Below are 13,672 nucleotides of genomic sequence, written 5' to 3' on the forward strand. Positions count from 1 at the left end.
ATAAAAATTAATACAAAAATAATTTAAATTTTTCGATTTTTATAGAGAATAAATGGATGTTTTGCTCGTAACTCTCACCTATGGAGATAGAGCAATGTTTTCGATATCTAAAATAAGCGTCTATACATTACAGATTTTATTCATAATTTCTGCATGGATAATATTTTATATCGTTTGGACACGCCCTGAGATTCAATTAATTGCGCCATTATTATTTTATAGCTTAGCTCCATTGAGAAAGTTATCTGTGAGCCTGACCCGAAATTGGATGATCGTCCTCGCGGCCCTCGATTCCCTTGGTTTGCAAAAACTTTGGGAGATTCGCGGCGCCTTGGAACGAGGCCGATTGCGCGAAGGATTATGAAGTCATTCGGGCGCGCTATTCAAACGATAGGTCGGAGGCCGAGCTGGCGCTGATCGCGCCGCTGCCGCCGCCCAAGCGGCGCGGACCCAAGCCAACAAATGCCGAGACTTAATACGATCGGTCCTTTTCAAGGGCCGATGGCATAACATCTCGCGTCCGCATTTCCTGGCCAACAGGCGGCGCGAAACCAGGGCCTGTCATGGCGGCCTCTTGGGCAACAACCTCGGCATTGGGCGGATACCGCGCCTTACGGGGTCGCGGAGGAAGGCTTGGTTCGCCCCCAATTGAGGCGTTCAAAGCCGAGGTCTGCTGTACCCGCTCTACGTCGAGTTGAGACGGTCAGCGAACATCGTGTGGCGGTCGCCTTGGAGCCGATTGCCGCCGATGCAGGCTTTGCTGCCGACGGTCCGCAAAAGCCCGCTCATCGCCATGAAATCAAGATAGTTGGCGCGATGCACCGGACAGGCGCGGTTACAGGCGGCTCAGCAGCTCGGCCTTTTTCGCGACGAATTCCTCTTCGGTCAGGATGTTCTTCTGGCGAAGATCGGCGAGGCGTTCGAGCGCCGAGAAAATATCGTCGTGGGATGTCGGGCTTTTCGGCGCGACTGGCGCTTTGGTCGGCGCGGCGGGGGAGGGCTCGGGCTGGAAGACAGGCGCGCGCGGGGCGCCCCGGTCGATATTTGGCTCGAAACTTGGCGCGGCAGGCTCCGCCGGCGCTCGCGGCGCGCTTTGGCCGGCCGGCGCGACCGCAGGCAGGTCGGCGACGCGCACCAGTCCGTATTGGCTGGTGAAGGTCAGCGACTGGTCGCCGCCTTGCTGTTGCGAAAAGCCGCCGATCTGGTGGTCGCCGGTGTCGTAGATGCGGGTCTGGCCGCCCTGCCGGATGGCGAGGCGGCGAGTCGCCGGAAAAAACGCATAGGCCAGATCATTCTGCGCGCCCGTCGAAGAGGGGACGCCAAGCTCGGAGGGCCATCCCTGGCTGGAGCCCGCCCCGGAGACGAACAGGCTGACGCCGCCGCCTTGATTCTGCGCCTGACTTTGCATCCGGCTCGGCGTGAACAAGGGCTGGCTGCGCAACAGTCCGGAAAGCTCGTCGCAGAGCGCGCCGACCTTATATTTGAGGCCCTGATTGAACATGTCGCCAATCATGATCATGCCGCCCTGCGACCATTGCCCCATGCCGCCGAGATCGGGATGGTTGAACTGCGCCTGGGTCCCGCCGCCCGCCGCCAGCGCGCTCAACAGGACAAGGACGGCTTCCGGGCTAACAGAATGGGCCTGCGCAAGAGTCTCGACGATCCGCAGCCCTTCGGGCGTGAGTTCCTGCATTGGGCCGACTCCGTGATGAAACAACGACCTTGAAAAGCAGATGGCGCCTCGTGAGGCGCCAATGAAGCCCGCAGATCGATGTTTGCGAGCCCATGTCGGCAGGTCAATCCGGGCCGACTCAGCGGTAGCGGCGTTCTTCGGACTTGGCTTGCGCCTTGCGCCCCTTGCGGGCGGCATAGCGGGCGTCGCGTTCGGCTTTCTTCTCGATTTCGAGCTGGGCCTTGGCCTGCAAGGCATCCTGCGCCGCCGCTTCGCGCTCTTTCGCCTCGATCAGGCTGGCCGCTTCGCGGTCGCGTTGCTCGGATTCCAGTCGCGCCTGGTCATGAGCGGCTTTCTCGGCGTCGTCGCGGGCCTTTTGTTCGGCCTCCGCCTGGCGCTTCGCCTCGCGTTCCGCCGTCCTCGCCTCGCGCGCCGCCGCGATTTCGCGCCGCTGGGCCTCGCGCTCGATCACTGTGGGATCGTCTTCGGAGGGTCTCGCCTTGAATTTATCGAGCAGGGCCTTGCGGGCTTCGGCCGCGGTTTTTTGCCTGTCCTGAAAGCTTGCGCCATTGAATGCCGTCATTTTTATCCTGTTCCATTGGGGTTGGTGTGTTTGAAAAAAAGTCTCCGGCCCAGGCTTTCAGCCCTTGGCCAGCAACCGGGCGGGCGAAACCACGCCGTCGGGGATTTTTCGCGCCGGTTTACTCGGCGCGAATGCCATTTTCTTGTGAGCGGCGCAATAGCTGTCGCCAAGGCGGCAGGAGGCGCCGCAAAAGCGGAAGGCCTCATAAAGCTGGGGATCGCCGATCGGCCAGCGGCACATGCTGCTGCGCAGCTCCGCCAGGCGAGCCGGGCGCGAACTGGGAAGCACCATCCATTTGGCGCTGGTCGCCTGCGCGCCGATGAAACGGTTGGCCGCGTCCTGTCGCTCGATCAACACGTTTTCGAAAACCGGCCGTACCACGGGATCATTGATTTTGCTCATAGCGTTTAATCGTCCCAGTCGCGCGACGCAATTTCGCGAAAAATCGTCGCGCGCGCATTTCCATGAAAGTTTCGGGAACCTCGCGAAAAACCGGATCTGCTTTTCGCATCCCGCCTTCAATCCCCGGCGCCATCCGCCTTTTCTTCCGACGGGTCGGATGAAAAAAGCGCCGCTCCTGCCGGAGCGAAGGCCATCGGTCCTGTTCGAGGGTCGATGGCGTCAGGCCTTGTTGCGTCGGAGGAACTTTTCCCCGCGCCGTGTTTGCGACGAAAAGCCCTCTGACTTTTCGTGAAACTCGGAGCTTTGGAGGAGCAAGTCCGGCGTGAAAAAGATTGAAGCGTGCGACCGCTTCAAAACTCTGCGATCTATATAGCGCGTCGGCATGGCATTTACGAGGCAAAACCGTCAAATCCGGCGGCTTTGCCCGTTCATCGTGACCGCGAGCGCCGGAAAGCGTAAGAAGGACCGGCAAATAGGGAGGCGCACATGTTCAAGCCGGACTTTCTGGATCGTTTCGACCGGCTCGTCGCCTTCGACGCCGAGACCACGGGAAAACGCGCGCCCAGCCCCGAATTCATCCGCAAGCAGCCCTTCGCCTGGAAGCCGCCGGGCGTCGTCATCGAACTGGGCTTTGTCGAAATTCTGCGCGACGGCGAAAGCTGGAAGCTCGGCGAGAGCTGGCGCACGCTGGTCAATCCGGATGGCCCCATCGACCCGGCGGCGATCAAAATCCACGGGATTCGCCCCGTCGAACTTAACGGGGCGCCGCGCTTTCCGATGCTGTTGTCCAAGTTGCGCGATTTCGTCGCGCAAGCGCCGATTGTCGCCCATGCCTACAAGAACGAGCGCGATTTCCTCGATTACGAATTTGCCCGCGCCAAGGCGACATCCTGGGGCGAGAGCGCCTATGACGAGGAGCGCTATATCTGCACGCAAAGATTGTTCGCCCAGCTCTATCCCGGCGCGGGCAAGTCGCTGACCTCGATGTGCGACCGGCTGGCGCTCGATTCCAGCAGCCGCGACGCGCGCCATGGCGCGCTTCTCGACGCCGAAATGACCGCCGACGCGCTGATCCTGCTGGAGCAGCAACTCAAGCACGGCATCAGCGAAACGCCAAGGACTTGGACTTCCGCCTGAAAGGGCGGTGTCGGACTTCCGCCTGAGAAGGCGTTGGGCCGGCGCGCCGCATGGCGCCAGGGGTCCGTTCCGGCAAGCGTAAATCCTGCGCCCGATGGTCCGGGTGAGATGAAGGATGCGTAACACCACAGCCTTTCCTTGCGAGCTGAAAGCCCCCGAATGAACCGCCCCGCGACCATGGACGATGCAGATCGAAGCCAACGGAGCGCGCGGACGCCGGGCGCCGGCAGGGCGTCGTCCCTGTTGCGCGTCGTCGGCTTGCGGAAAAGCTACAGCACGCCCCAAGGCCCCGTCGCTGTCCTCAAGGGCGTCGATCTTTCGCTCGACGTTGGCGCCAGCCTTGCCCTGATGGGGGAATCCGGCAGCGGCAAGAGCACGCTGCTGCATCTCGTCGGCGGACTCGACGACGCCGAACAGGGCGATATTTTCGTCGATGGCTTCGAGGTGACGCGGCTTTCGGACTTCGGCCGCGCGGCGCTGAGGCGCGAGACGCTCGGCGTCGTGTTCCAGCAGTTCAACCTGATCGCCAGTCTGACGATCCGCGCCAATGTCGCGTTTCAGGCGCGCCTCGCGGGCCGTCTCGATCCGGTCTGGCAGGAGGAGCTGATCCATCGGCTCGGGCTGGAAAAACTGCTGGAGCGCTATCCCGAACAGCTTTCCGGCGGCCAGCAGCAGCGCGCCGCCATCGCCCGGGCGCTCGCCGCTCGTCCGCGTCTGTTGCTGGCGGATGAGCCCACCGGCAATCTCGACGAAGCCACCGCCGACGATTTCATGGCGCTGGCGCTCGACGTCGTCGCCGCGACGGGCTGCGCTTTCCTGATGGTGACCCATAGCGAAAGGCAGGCCGCGAAACTGCAACGGCAGGTCCGGCTCAGCGCGGGAACGATCGAACAGCCATGAGAATCGAAAAATCATGAGAGTCGCGTTCTGGACGCTGGTCACGCTGTTGAGCCATTGGCGCCGGCGGCCGGCCAATTTCGCCGCGCTGTTCGTCGGGCTGGCCATAGCCACGGCGCTGTGGAGCGGAGTGCAGGCGCTGAACGCCCACGCGCGTGACAGTTATGACCGCGCGGCGTCGGTTTTCGCGGGCGACGGCGCGCAAAGCCTGGTCCCGGGGGGCGGCGGGGCGGTTTCGCAGGATGTTTTCGTCAAATTGCGGCTGGCCGGCTGGAAGGTCTCGCCAGCCCTCGAAGGAACCCTTCTGGTTCGCGGCTTGCCCTTCCAGCTGATCGGGATCGAGCCTTTGAGCCTGCCGCGCGGTCAACAATTGGGCGGCCTGTTGGGCGAAGACGGTTTTGGCGCCTTTTTCGATCCGCCCGGACAAACCATCGCTGCGCCGGAGACCCTGCGCGATCTGAGGGCGCAGGAAGGCGCCGCAATTTCCCTCGACGGCGGCCGGACGCTGCCGCCGATCAAGTCGAGCGCCAGGTCGGCGCCCGGCGTCCTCGTCGTCGATATCGGCGTGGCGCAAGCGCTGCTCGGACGGCCCGGCCAAATCTCGCGGCTGATCCTGCGCGAGCCGCCCGCCGCCGGAACGCCGACGCTCGCCGACGTCGCCGGCGACGCCCTGCGTTTTCTGCCGCCGGGAGAGGAGGAGGCGGACCTGCGGCGGCTGACCGAAAGCTTCCACCTCAATCTCACCGCTTTCGGACTGCTGGCCTTTCTCGTCGGATTGTTCATCGTTCATGCCGCTTTTGGGCTGGCTTTCGAGCAGCGGCTGGCGATGGTGCGGACCATGCGCGCGGTCGGCGTTTCGGCGCGCACGCTGGTCGCCGCGATGGTCGCGGAACTCGTGCTGCTGGCGCTGGTCGCCGGCGGCGTCGGCGTCGCCGCCGGCTTCCAGCTCGCCTCCGCGCTATTACCCAACGTGGCGGCCAGTCTCGATGCGCTTTATGGCGCGCAGGTGGCGGGACGGCTGGCGCTCAACGGGAAATGGCTGCTGTCGGGCCTCGGCATCGCCCTTGGCGGCGCGCTGATCGCCGCGGCGGGGGGGCTGTCCAAGGCTTTTCACCTGCCTGTCCTGGCGGCGGCCCAGCCCTTCGCCTGGCGGCAGGCCCAGCAAAATTTCATGCGGCGCCGGGCCTTTTTTGCGCTTCTGGCCTTTGCCGTCGCACTGGCGGCGTATTTTTTCGGCAAGGGCCTTTATTCGGGATTTGCCACCATCGCCGGCCTGCTGTTCGGCGCGGCGCTGTTATTGCCGACTCTGCTCGCGGGCGCCTTGCGGCTTGGTGAGAAAGCCGCGTCCGCGCCGCTCGCGCAATGGTTCTGGGCGGACAGCCAGCAACAGCTTCCCGGCCTGTCGCTTGCCTTGACGGCGCTGATGCTCGCCTTGGCGACCAATGTCGGCGTCGGCGGCATGGTCGAGGGGTTTCGCCAGACCTTCACCCATTGGCTGGACGAGCGTCTGGCGGCGGAAGTCTATTTCGAGGCGGCGGGCGCCCCGCAAGCGCAAAGCATCGAAGCCTGGCTGGCGATGCGGCCGGAAGTTCGGGCGGTGCTGCCGGCGGCGAAAACGATGGTGAGGCTCGCCGGCTGGCCGACCGAAATCGTCGGCATGACCGCCCACGAAACCTACCGTTCGCATTTCCCGCTCATTGCCCAATCGGACGACCCATGGGACCTCGTGAAGCGCGGCGACGGCGTGCTCGTCAGCGAACAGCTTGCCCACCGGCTGGATCTGGCGCTTGGCTCGACCCTGGAAATTCCGGTCGGAAGCGCGATCTGGCGTCCGAAGATTGTCGGCGTTTTTCCCGATTACGGCAACCCGAAGGGACAGGCGCGCATCGATATCGATGCTTTGACCCGGCATTGGCCCGACGCGCCGCGCACGACCTATGGACTGAGGGTTGCGCCGGACGCGGTCGCGCCGCTGATCGCCGCCATGCAGGCCGGGTTCGGCGCGCAGATCGTCCGCATTACCGATCAGGCCTTCGTCAAGAAAATCTCGATGCGCATTTTCGAACATACGTTCGCGGTGACGGCGGCGCTCAATACGCTCACCCTGATCGTCTCGGCCATCGCCCTGCTGGCGAGCCTGTCGACGCTGAGCAACATGCGCATTGCGCAGGTGGCGCCCGTCTGGGCCTTGGGCGTCCCCCGCCGCCGGCTGGCGCAACTCGAATTCTTGCGCATTCTGCTGCTGACCGCCGCGACGGCCGTCGTCGCGCTGCCGCTCGGGCTCGCGCTGTCGTGGTGCCTCGTGGCGGTGGTCAACGTGCAGGCCTTCGGCTGGCGCCTGCCGTTCTATCTCTTTCCCGGGCAATGGGCGCAGATCCTGGCGTTGGCGCTGCTGACGGCGTCGCTCGCCGCCATCGCGCCGATCCTTCGTCTCAATCGGACAACGCCGGCGGAACTGACGAGGGTTTTCGCCAATGAGCGCTAAATGGATCGGGCTCTTCGCGTTCGCCGCGCTGGCCTTGCTCGCCCCTGCGGCCTCCGCCGACGGATTCGCGGGGCTGGGGGGAGAAGCGGCGGGTTTCGAACAGGCGACTCCGGGAAAGCCGCTGGTTTTCCCGCGCGATTTCGGCCCGCATCCCGGTTTTCGCACCGAATGGTGGTATCTGACGGCCAATCTCACCGACGACTCCGGCGCCTCCTATGGCGTGCAATGGACGCTGTTCCGTCAGGCGCGGGCCCCGGGCATTGAGCGCCCGGGCTGGGCGAGCCAGAATATCTGGATGGGGCACGCGGCGGTGACCACCGCGACCGAGCACTTGTTCGCCGAGACTTTTGCGCGCGGCGGCGTCGGACAGGCGGGCGTGACCGCCGAGCCTTTCCGGGCATGGATCGATGACTGGACTTTTGCCGCCGATGCCGACGCGCCCGGCGCGGGACTTTCGCGCCTGACCATATCCGCCAATGGCCCGGGCTTTCGCTATGCCTTCGATCTGGCCGCCGACAAGCCGGTCGTCCGGCAAGGCGATCAGGGCTTCAGCCTCAAATCCGACGATGGCCGCGCCTCTTATTATTTCAGCCAGCCCTTCTTCCGAATCGACGGCGTGCTCGTGCTTCATGGCAGGCAAGTCAAGTTGTCGGGCCTCGCCTGGATGGACCGGGAATGGAGCAGCCAGCCTCTGGCCGCAACCCAGAAGGGCTGGGACTGGTTTTCGCTGCATTTTTCGACCGGCGCCAAGTTGATGGTGTTCCGGCTCCGCGACGAGACCGGCCGCGATTTCCGCGCCGGGACCTGGATCGGCGCCGACGGCGCGCAGCAGGCGCTCGGTCGCGACGACATCGTACTGACGCCGCTCGCGCCGACGCCGGTTTCCGGTCGCGTCGTTCCGGTTGGCTGGAAGCTTCAGGTGAAGAGCCAAGGCATCGACATCGAAACGACGCCGGTCAACGCCGCAAGCTGGATGGCGACCAGTTTTCCCTACTGGGAAGGCCCCATCGCCTTTCACGGTTCGCACGAGGGCAAAGGCTATCTGGAGATGACCGGCTATTGAGTTCCGGAGTTCGGCCTACCGCCCGTTTCACGCCTGCCGCTTGAAGCGAAAGCCGTTTGCCGCGCTGCCCAGCATTTCCGGCGTGTCGATGTCGAGCAGGATCGAGTCCGAAGCCATCGGGATGTCGAGAACGCCCAGCGGCATTTGATCGAGAATATGGCGGGCGCCGCGATCTCCCCGGATGTTTTCGGCTTCCGCGAAGATTTTCCGGCTCAACAGCACCGGGTTGCCGCGCGCGCCGCGATAGACCGGCATGACGGCGAGCGGCTCCGGGCGCTCCGTTTCAAAGCCGCTTATCAAGGCGTCGATGATTTCGGCGCTGACATAGGGCATGTCGGCGAGCAGCACGACAGCCGCCGAAGCGGATGCAGGAACGCCCGCCAGCCCGAGCCGCAGCGAATGCGAGAGGCCCAGATCGAGATTTTCATTGCGCACGATGTCGAAGTCGAAGCCGTTCAACTCGGCTTCGACTTTCGAAGAAGCGTGACCGACCACGGCGACGACGCTTGAGGCGCGCGAACGCGCGGCGGCTCCAGCGACGCGCGCCAGCAGCGAGACGCCCTCGATTCGCGCCAGAACCTTGCTGTCGTCGGGGCCTGCGCCGAATCGGCTTGCGCGTCCGGCGGCGAGGAGGATGGCTGCGACGCTCATGCCGCCTCCTCGGCGCGAAGCGCCTTGCGTCCTTGCGCGGCAATGAGTTCGGCGAGGATGGAAACCGCGATTTCGGGCGGCGTCAGGGCGCCGATATCGATCCCTACGGGGGCGTGGATGCGCGCCAGCGCCGCCGGGCCGATGCCTGCGGCGCGCAGACGTTCGATCCGTTTCGCATGGGTCTTTTTCGATCCCAGCGCGCCAATATAGAAACAATCCGCATCGAGCGCGGCGACCAGGCCCGGATCGTCGATGCGGGGATCGTGGGTCAGGAGCACCACCGCCGTGCGGCGATCGAGCCGCAGCGCCGGCAAGGCGTCCTGCGGCCATTGCGCGATCAGATCGACCTCGGGAAAGCGCTCGGGCGAAGCGAAGGCCGTTCGCGGATCGACGACGGCGACTTCGAGACCGGCGAGCCGCGCCATGGGGGCCAGAACCTGCGCGATATGCACCGCGCCGACAATCACCAGCCGGACGCAGGGCAAATGGACGTGAATGAAAAGCTGTGCGCCATCGACCGTCACGACGCCGCTCGCGCCGGACTGGAAACTCTGTTCCAGCACGCCCGCCAGTTGATCGCGCCCGGCCTCGTCGCGGCGGACCAGTCTTTGGGCGCCGGCAGCAAGGTCGGTGACCAGGATCGCCGGCCGCCGCAGGGCGATTTCGGCGTTGAGGGCGAATAGGTTTTTGGCTAGCATCCGTCGATTCTCTCCACATAGACCTTGATTTTGCCGCCGCAGGAAAGGCCGACGCGCCACGCCGTCTCGTCGGCAACGCCAAATTCGAGCAGCCGGGGCTTACCCGTCTCTACGGCGTCGAGCGCGGCGGAGATCACATCGGCTTCTACGCATCCGCCCGAAACCGAGCCGAGAAAATGGCCCTGGTCGTCCACCAGGATGCGGCTGCCGACCGGACGCGGCGCGGAACCCCAGGTTTCGACCACGGTGGCCAGCGCCGCCCGGCGTCCCGACCTTACCCAGTTCTCGGCTTCCAGCAAAATGGCGTCGTCGGCTGTCGTCACTGGTTTGCCCCTCCATAAACAAGGCGAGCTTCCGCGCGCCGCCAATACATGCCTGCCGTCAGCTTTGCGCCGTGCAGATCGGAAACGGCATTTCGCCGGCGCGGTGATGCGACCCGTCGAGACAGCATGTGGGTATGCTCAGGCCGAAAACCAGCAGCATCGCCGGGCTGGCCTTGCGGAACCAGCGGCCGAGCCAGGCGCGCAGCGCCGCCCACCAGCCGGCTTTGGCGGGGACCGCGACTGCGGCCTCGGGCGCATGGCCGGCGGCGACGATGGCCCCGAATTTTTCGAAAAATTCCCCGGCGAGTTTTTTGGCCGTCGCGTCGATCAGGCGACCGCCCAATTGCGCGATCTTGCCGCCCACTTCGGCCTTGACCTCGTAGTTGAGAATCGTCGCGGCGCCATCGGCGACGAGTCCGACTTTGGCGCCGCCCTTGGCGTGGCCGGCGAGGCCCCCCGATCCTTCGCCGGAAATCTTGTAGCCGTTGGGCGGGTCGATGTCCGACAGCATCACCTTGCCCTTGAACGAAGCCTTGATCGGACCGACGCGCAGGGTCGATGCGGCCTCCAATTCGGTATCGGAGAGTTTCTCGATGCTTTCGCACCCGGGAATGCATTGCCTGAGCACTTCGGGATCGTTCAAGGCGTTCCAGACCGCATCGCGAGGGGCCTCGATGCGCTGGGAATCGTTCATATCCATGGGTACGCGCCTTTCATTTTCTAAGCACTGCCAAGTCAGGCGATCGATTGGCAATCGGTTGCGGGAGGAGTCTGCCGTCGTCCGCATAATGGGCGCGGACGCAGACGAGTTCGGCGAGGATGGAAAGGGCGATTTCCGGCGGGGTCTCGGCGCCGATGTCGAGACCGGCGGGCGCCTTCAACGCCGCCAGCCGGTCTTCCGGTACGCCAACATCGCGAAGCTTCGCGGTGAGGTGCTGCGACTTGCGGCGCGAGCCGACGAAAGCAACAAAGACGGCCTCGGCTTTGAGCGCCGCGGCAAGCGCCGCTTCATCGCCCGTCCCTTGGGTCGATACGACGATGAAGCGGCGCCGGCTCGTCGGGGGAAGGGTAAAGCCGTCGATTTTGTGTTCGACGCCGGCAAAGGCTTCGTGATCCCTGGCGGGGGCGGCGAGCGTCACGTCATAGCCGAACCGCCCGGCGGTTTCGGCGAGCGTCACCGCGACCGGCGAGGCGCCCATCACGACGAGTTCGGGGCGCGGCAGCACCGGCTCGATGAAAATCTCCATCGCACCCTGGCTTGGGCACATGTTGGCCGCATAGCGCACGCCGTCCCGCACCTCGCCCGCGCTCACGCCCTTGTCCGACAGCAGGTCCTTCGGCTCGACGCAGATCAGCCTCGGGCGACCGTCGGCGATGGCTTCGCGGGCCGCCTTGAGCGTCGCGCCGCGCGCGCAGCCGCCGCCGATCCATCCGGCGCCGATGGTCCCGTCGGCGAGGATCACCGCCTTGGCGCCCGCCTTGGCGGCGGTGACGGAAAGGGTGCGCACGACCGTGGCGACGGCGAAGGAAATATCGCTGTCCTGCAGGCGTCGCATCGTGGCGGTCAGGTCGGAGGTGGGCATGGTCCGGTCTCCTCTCACATGCATGCCAGAATGGGTTCGAGGGCTTCGAGGCTTTCGAGGCTATGGGCCGGAGCGAAAACATCGACATAGGGCAACGCCGCCGTCATGCCCGCCGATAAAGGCTCGTAGCCGCGCCAGCCGAGCAAAGGATTGAGCCAGACGATGCGCTTGCAGCGCTTGCGCAAATCGCGCATCGCCTCGCCAAGACCCTCGGCGTCGCCGGTTTCGAAACCGTCGGAGACGATCATCGTCACGGTCTTCGCGTCGATGGCCCGCGCGGCATGATGCGCATTGAAGGTCGCCAGACATGCGCCGATTCTTGTGCCGCCGCCGACGCCCTCGGCGAGCAAGCCAAGCCGCTCGATGGCGCGTTGCGGGTTTTTTTCGCGGATCGCCTCGGTCACGCAGACAAGGCGCGTGTGGAACACAAAACCTTCGGCGCGTTTGAAGCTTTCGACCGCGCCGTGCATGAAGCATACGAAAACCGGCGTATAGGCGATCATCGAGCCGGAGGCGTCGAGCAGGATCACCAGTTTGAGCGGCCGCACGCGGCGCTTGCGGAACATGAGTTCGACCGGCGTGCCGCCGCGACCGATGCTGCGATGGATGGTCCGGCGCAGGTCGAGGCGCCGCCCCCGGCGGGCGATTCTTTGCCGGCGCGTCAGGCGGGTCCGCATCTTCGCCGCCAGACGGCTTGCCAGTAGAAAGGCGCGCTGCAATTGCTCGCGATCCAGCATGTGGCGGAAGTCGGTCCTCATAAAACTTTCGCGCGCCGAGGCGCGGCTGCGGCGGTCGCTTTCCCGCCTGTCCGCAGCCTCGTCCATCGCGCCTTGCGCCGCGCCGGCCTCGCCGCCCGCGCCGCCGGCTTCGGTTTCGCCGGCGCCGGGCGGTCTGGTCGGCGGCTTGCGGCGCTCGTCGCTGGCTCTCGTCTCGCCTCGGGTTGCTTTGGCCAGCCAGAAGGCGTCGAAAATCGCGTCGAACTTGTCCCAGTCGGCGCGGCGCGACGCGAACAGCGCCCGCAGCGCGACGCGCAGCCCATCGCGCCCGGTCATGTCGGGCGCGCCGAGGACGCGAAGCGCGTCGTGGCTCTCCGCCAGTCCGACCGCAAAACCATTGGCGCGCAGCGTCGCGACAAAGGCCGAAAGCCGCTCGCGCATGGGCGCGACGACGAAATCGAGCGCCGAAAATTCCGCGGCGGTCGGGGCTTTGGGGGGGTGGGGCCGGGCGTCGGTCATATCAGGTCACGCCACCTTGGCCACGAGACGCGCGACCACCTTGCGCGTGATCCGGCTCTGGTCTTCGCGGGTCTTGAGCAAAGTCGTCAGGATTTCATGGATCGCGTCGGGATCGCGCGTCAGATCGCCCTCGCCGAGGCCGCTCAGGGCGACGACGAAATCGAGCGTTTCGGCGACGCCGGGCGCCTTGCGCAGCTCTTCCTGGCGGATCGCCTGAAGCAGGCGCGCCACCTGGATGGCGAGGCGCGCCTCGACCTCGGGATGACGCGCGCGAATGATCGCGGCCTCGCGGTCGGGTTGTGGAAAATCGACATAGTGATAGAGGCAGCGCCGGCGCAGGGCGTCGGAAATTTCGCGCGAGCCGTTGGAGGTCAGCACGACGCGCGGAATCGAGCGCGCCGCGACCGTGCCGAGTTCGGGAATCGTCACCTGATATTCCGACAGGAACTCGAGCAGGAAGGCCTCGAATTCCTCGTCCGCGCGATCCACTTCATCGATCAGCAGCACCACCGGCTGTTCCGACCGGATCGCCGCGAGAATCGGCCGCTCCAGCAGAAAGGCTTCCGAGAAAATATGCTCCTCGATTTCGGCGACCGAGTTGGCGCGCTGCTCATGCGCCTTGATCGCCAGAATCTGGCGCTGGTAATTCCATTCATAGAGCGCGGCGTTCTGATCGAGACCCTCATAGCATTGCAGCCGGATCAACTTGTAGCCATGGACGGCGGCAAGCGCCTTGGCGACTTCCGTCTTGCCGACGCCCGCCTCGCCTTCGAGCAGCAGCGGCCGGTTGAGCAGCTCCATCAGCCAGAGCGCGGTCGCAAGGTCGCTGTCGGCGATATAGCCGACGGCGGCGAGGCGCTCGCGGATCTCATGGCGAACCGGAAACATCGAAGTCATGCGCTCAAACTTTCCTCGGGCCGGTTCGGCGGGCCGAACGCCGTTG

At 64.9% G+C, this 13,672-nt stretch carries 15 protein-coding genes; 5 read left to right on the top strand and 10 right to left on the bottom strand.

Translation table 11 applies throughout. The features are described from left to right. Positions 1 to 52: 52 nt before the first annotated feature. On the top strand, positions 53 to 364 hold the full coding sequence (locus QZY01_RS02470; protein WP_294532908.1) for a hypothetical protein: 312 nt from the start codon (positions 53 to 55) through the stop codon (positions 362 to 364). A 471-nt stretch (positions 365 to 835) separates the two neighbouring features. Here QZY01_RS02470 and QZY01_RS02475 read toward each other — a convergent pair whose 3' ends face one another. The 3 genes from QZY01_RS02475 to QZY01_RS02485 form a co-directional block, all read right to left on the bottom strand. Next, positions 836 to 1,693, bottom strand: coding sequence for an SHOCT domain-containing protein (locus QZY01_RS02475; protein WP_294532909.1), 858 nt, complete (start codon positions 1,691 to 1,693; stop codon positions 836 to 838). 118 nt (positions 1,694 to 1,811) lie between these two features. Beyond that, a complete protein-coding gene (locus QZY01_RS02480; protein ID WP_294532910.1) occupies positions 1,812 to 2,255 on the bottom strand; it encodes a DUF6481 family protein in 444 nt (147 codons plus the stop codon). A 57-nt stretch (positions 2,256 to 2,312) separates the two neighbouring features. Further along, the gene (locus tag QZY01_RS02485) at positions 2,313 to 2,657 is read right to left on the bottom strand and encodes a GcrA family cell cycle regulator (protein WP_294532913.1); all 345 of its coding nucleotides are present in this window, start codon (positions 2,655 to 2,657) and stop codon (positions 2,313 to 2,315) included. A gap of 486 nt (positions 2,658 to 3,143) precedes the next feature. Between QZY01_RS02485 and QZY01_RS02490 the strand changes: the two genes are divergently transcribed. From QZY01_RS02490 to QZY01_RS02505, 4 genes are all read left to right on the top strand, one after another. Beyond that, positions 3,144 to 3,794, top strand: coding sequence for a 3'-5' exonuclease (locus QZY01_RS02490; protein ID WP_294532915.1), 651 nt, complete (start codon positions 3,144 to 3,146; stop codon positions 3,792 to 3,794). Between the two features lie 177 nt (positions 3,795 to 3,971). Further along, positions 3,972 to 4,694 (top strand): ATP-binding cassette domain-containing protein, encoded by a 723-nt coding sequence (locus QZY01_RS02495; protein WP_294532963.1) that lies wholly within the window; start codon positions 3,972 to 3,974, stop codon positions 4,692 to 4,694. Between the two features lie 13 nt (positions 4,695 to 4,707). Further along, on the top strand, positions 4,708 to 7,176 hold the full coding sequence (locus QZY01_RS02500; RefSeq protein ID WP_294532917.1) for an ABC transporter permease: 2,469 nt from the start codon (positions 4,708 to 4,710) through the stop codon (positions 7,174 to 7,176). Then, positions 7,166 to 8,239 (top strand): lipocalin-like domain-containing protein, encoded by a 1,074-nt coding sequence (locus QZY01_RS02505; protein WP_294532920.1) that lies wholly within the window; start codon positions 7,166 to 7,168, stop codon positions 8,237 to 8,239. Before QZY01_RS02500 ends, QZY01_RS02505 begins: the two co-directional genes overlap by 11 nt. A gap of 27 nt (positions 8,240 to 8,266) precedes the next feature. On the opposite strand, the gene QZY01_RS02510 is transcribed toward QZY01_RS02505, so the two are convergent. From QZY01_RS02510 to QZY01_RS02540, 7 genes are read right to left on the bottom strand one after another with little or no spacing between them, the layout of a single operon-like run. Beyond that, the gene (locus QZY01_RS02510) at positions 8,267 to 8,890 is read right to left on the bottom strand and encodes a nucleotidyltransferase family protein (RefSeq protein ID WP_294532922.1); all 624 of its coding nucleotides are present in this window, start codon (positions 8,888 to 8,890) and stop codon (positions 8,267 to 8,269) included. Further along, positions 8,887 to 9,588, bottom strand: coding sequence for an XdhC family protein (locus QZY01_RS02515; RefSeq protein WP_294532925.1), 702 nt, complete (start codon positions 9,586 to 9,588; stop codon positions 8,887 to 8,889). Before QZY01_RS02515 ends, QZY01_RS02510 begins: the two co-directional genes overlap by 4 nt. After that, complete coding sequence (locus tag QZY01_RS02520; protein WP_294532927.1) at positions 9,582 to 9,911, bottom strand: XdhC family protein; 330 nt, start codon at positions 9,909 to 9,911, stop codon at positions 9,582 to 9,584. The genes QZY01_RS02515 and QZY01_RS02520 overlap by 7 nt, the downstream gene beginning before the upstream one ends. A gap of 58 nt (positions 9,912 to 9,969) precedes the next feature. After that, complete coding sequence (locus tag QZY01_RS02525; protein ID WP_294532929.1) at positions 9,970 to 10,611, bottom strand: carbon monoxide dehydrogenase subunit G; 642 nt, start codon at positions 10,609 to 10,611, stop codon at positions 9,970 to 9,972. 13 nt (positions 10,612 to 10,624) lie between these two features. Continuing rightward, positions 10,625 to 11,494: an XdhC family protein gene (locus QZY01_RS02530; RefSeq protein ID WP_294532932.1), complete on the bottom strand. Its 870-nt coding sequence runs from the start codon at positions 11,492 to 11,494 to the stop codon at positions 10,625 to 10,627. A gap of 14 nt (positions 11,495 to 11,508) precedes the next feature. Further along, positions 11,509 to 12,729, bottom strand: a complete 1,221-nt coding sequence (locus tag QZY01_RS02535; protein WP_294532933.1) for a VWA domain-containing protein — start codon at positions 12,727 to 12,729, stop codon at positions 11,509 to 11,511. A gap of 6 nt (positions 12,730 to 12,735) precedes the next feature. After that, positions 12,736 to 13,626 (bottom strand): MoxR family ATPase, encoded by an 891-nt coding sequence (locus QZY01_RS02540; RefSeq protein WP_294532935.1) that lies wholly within the window; start codon positions 13,624 to 13,626, stop codon positions 12,736 to 12,738. Positions 13,627 to 13,672 lie beyond the last annotated feature (46 nt).

The organism is uncultured Rhodoblastus sp. (assembly GCF_903903185.1).
In the GTDB taxonomy this organism is placed as follows: Bacteria; Pseudomonadota; Alphaproteobacteria; order Rhizobiales; family Beijerinckiaceae; genus Rhodoblastus.

Bases quoted from the DNA above. Each gene is read 5' to 3' on its own strand.
- QZY01_RS02525 (WP_294532929.1), bottom strand. From the start codon at position 10,611: ATGGATATGAACGATTCCCAGCGCATCGAGGCCCCTCGCGATGCGGTC.
- QZY01_RS02505 (WP_294532920.1), top strand. From the start codon at position 7,166: ATGAGCGCTAAATGGATCGGGCTCTTCGCGTTCGCCGCGCTGGCCTTG.
- QZY01_RS02500 (WP_294532917.1), top strand. From the start codon at position 4,708: ATGAGAGTCGCGTTCTGGACGCTGGTCACGCTGTTGAGCCATTGGCGC.
- QZY01_RS02475 (WP_294532909.1), bottom strand. From the start codon at position 1,693: ATGCAGGAACTCACGCCCGAAGGGCTGCGGATCGTCGAGACTCTTGCG.
- QZY01_RS02535 (WP_294532933.1), bottom strand. From the start codon at position 12,729: ATGACCGACGCCCGGCCCCACCCCCCCAAAGCCCCGACCGCCGCGGAA.
- QZY01_RS02495 (WP_294532963.1), top strand. From the start codon at position 3,972: ATGGACGATGCAGATCGAAGCCAACGGAGCGCGCGGACGCCGGGCGCC.
- QZY01_RS02530 (WP_294532932.1), bottom strand. From the start codon at position 11,494: ATGCCCACCTCCGACCTGACCGCCACGATGCGACGCCTGCAGGACAGC.
- QZY01_RS02540 (WP_294532935.1), bottom strand. From the start codon at position 13,626: ATGACTTCGATGTTTCCGGTTCGCCATGAGATCCGCGAGCGCCTCGCC.
- QZY01_RS02470 (WP_294532908.1), top strand. From the start codon at position 53: ATGGATGTTTTGCTCGTAACTCTCACCTATGGAGATAGAGCAATGTTT.
- QZY01_RS02490 (WP_294532915.1), top strand. From the start codon at position 3,144: ATGTTCAAGCCGGACTTTCTGGATCGTTTCGACCGGCTCGTCGCCTTC.
- QZY01_RS02515 (WP_294532925.1), bottom strand. From the start codon at position 9,588: ATGCTAGCCAAAAACCTATTCGCCCTCAACGCCGAAATCGCCCTGCGG.
- QZY01_RS02485 (WP_294532913.1), bottom strand. From the start codon at position 2,657: ATGAGCAAAATCAATGATCCCGTGGTACGGCCGGTTTTCGAAAACGTG.
- QZY01_RS02510 (WP_294532922.1), bottom strand. From the start codon at position 8,890: ATGAGCGTCGCAGCCATCCTCCTCGCCGCCGGACGCGCAAGCCGATTC.
- QZY01_RS02480 (WP_294532910.1), bottom strand. From the start codon at position 2,255: ATGACGGCATTCAATGGCGCAAGCTTTCAGGACAGGCAAAAAACCGCG.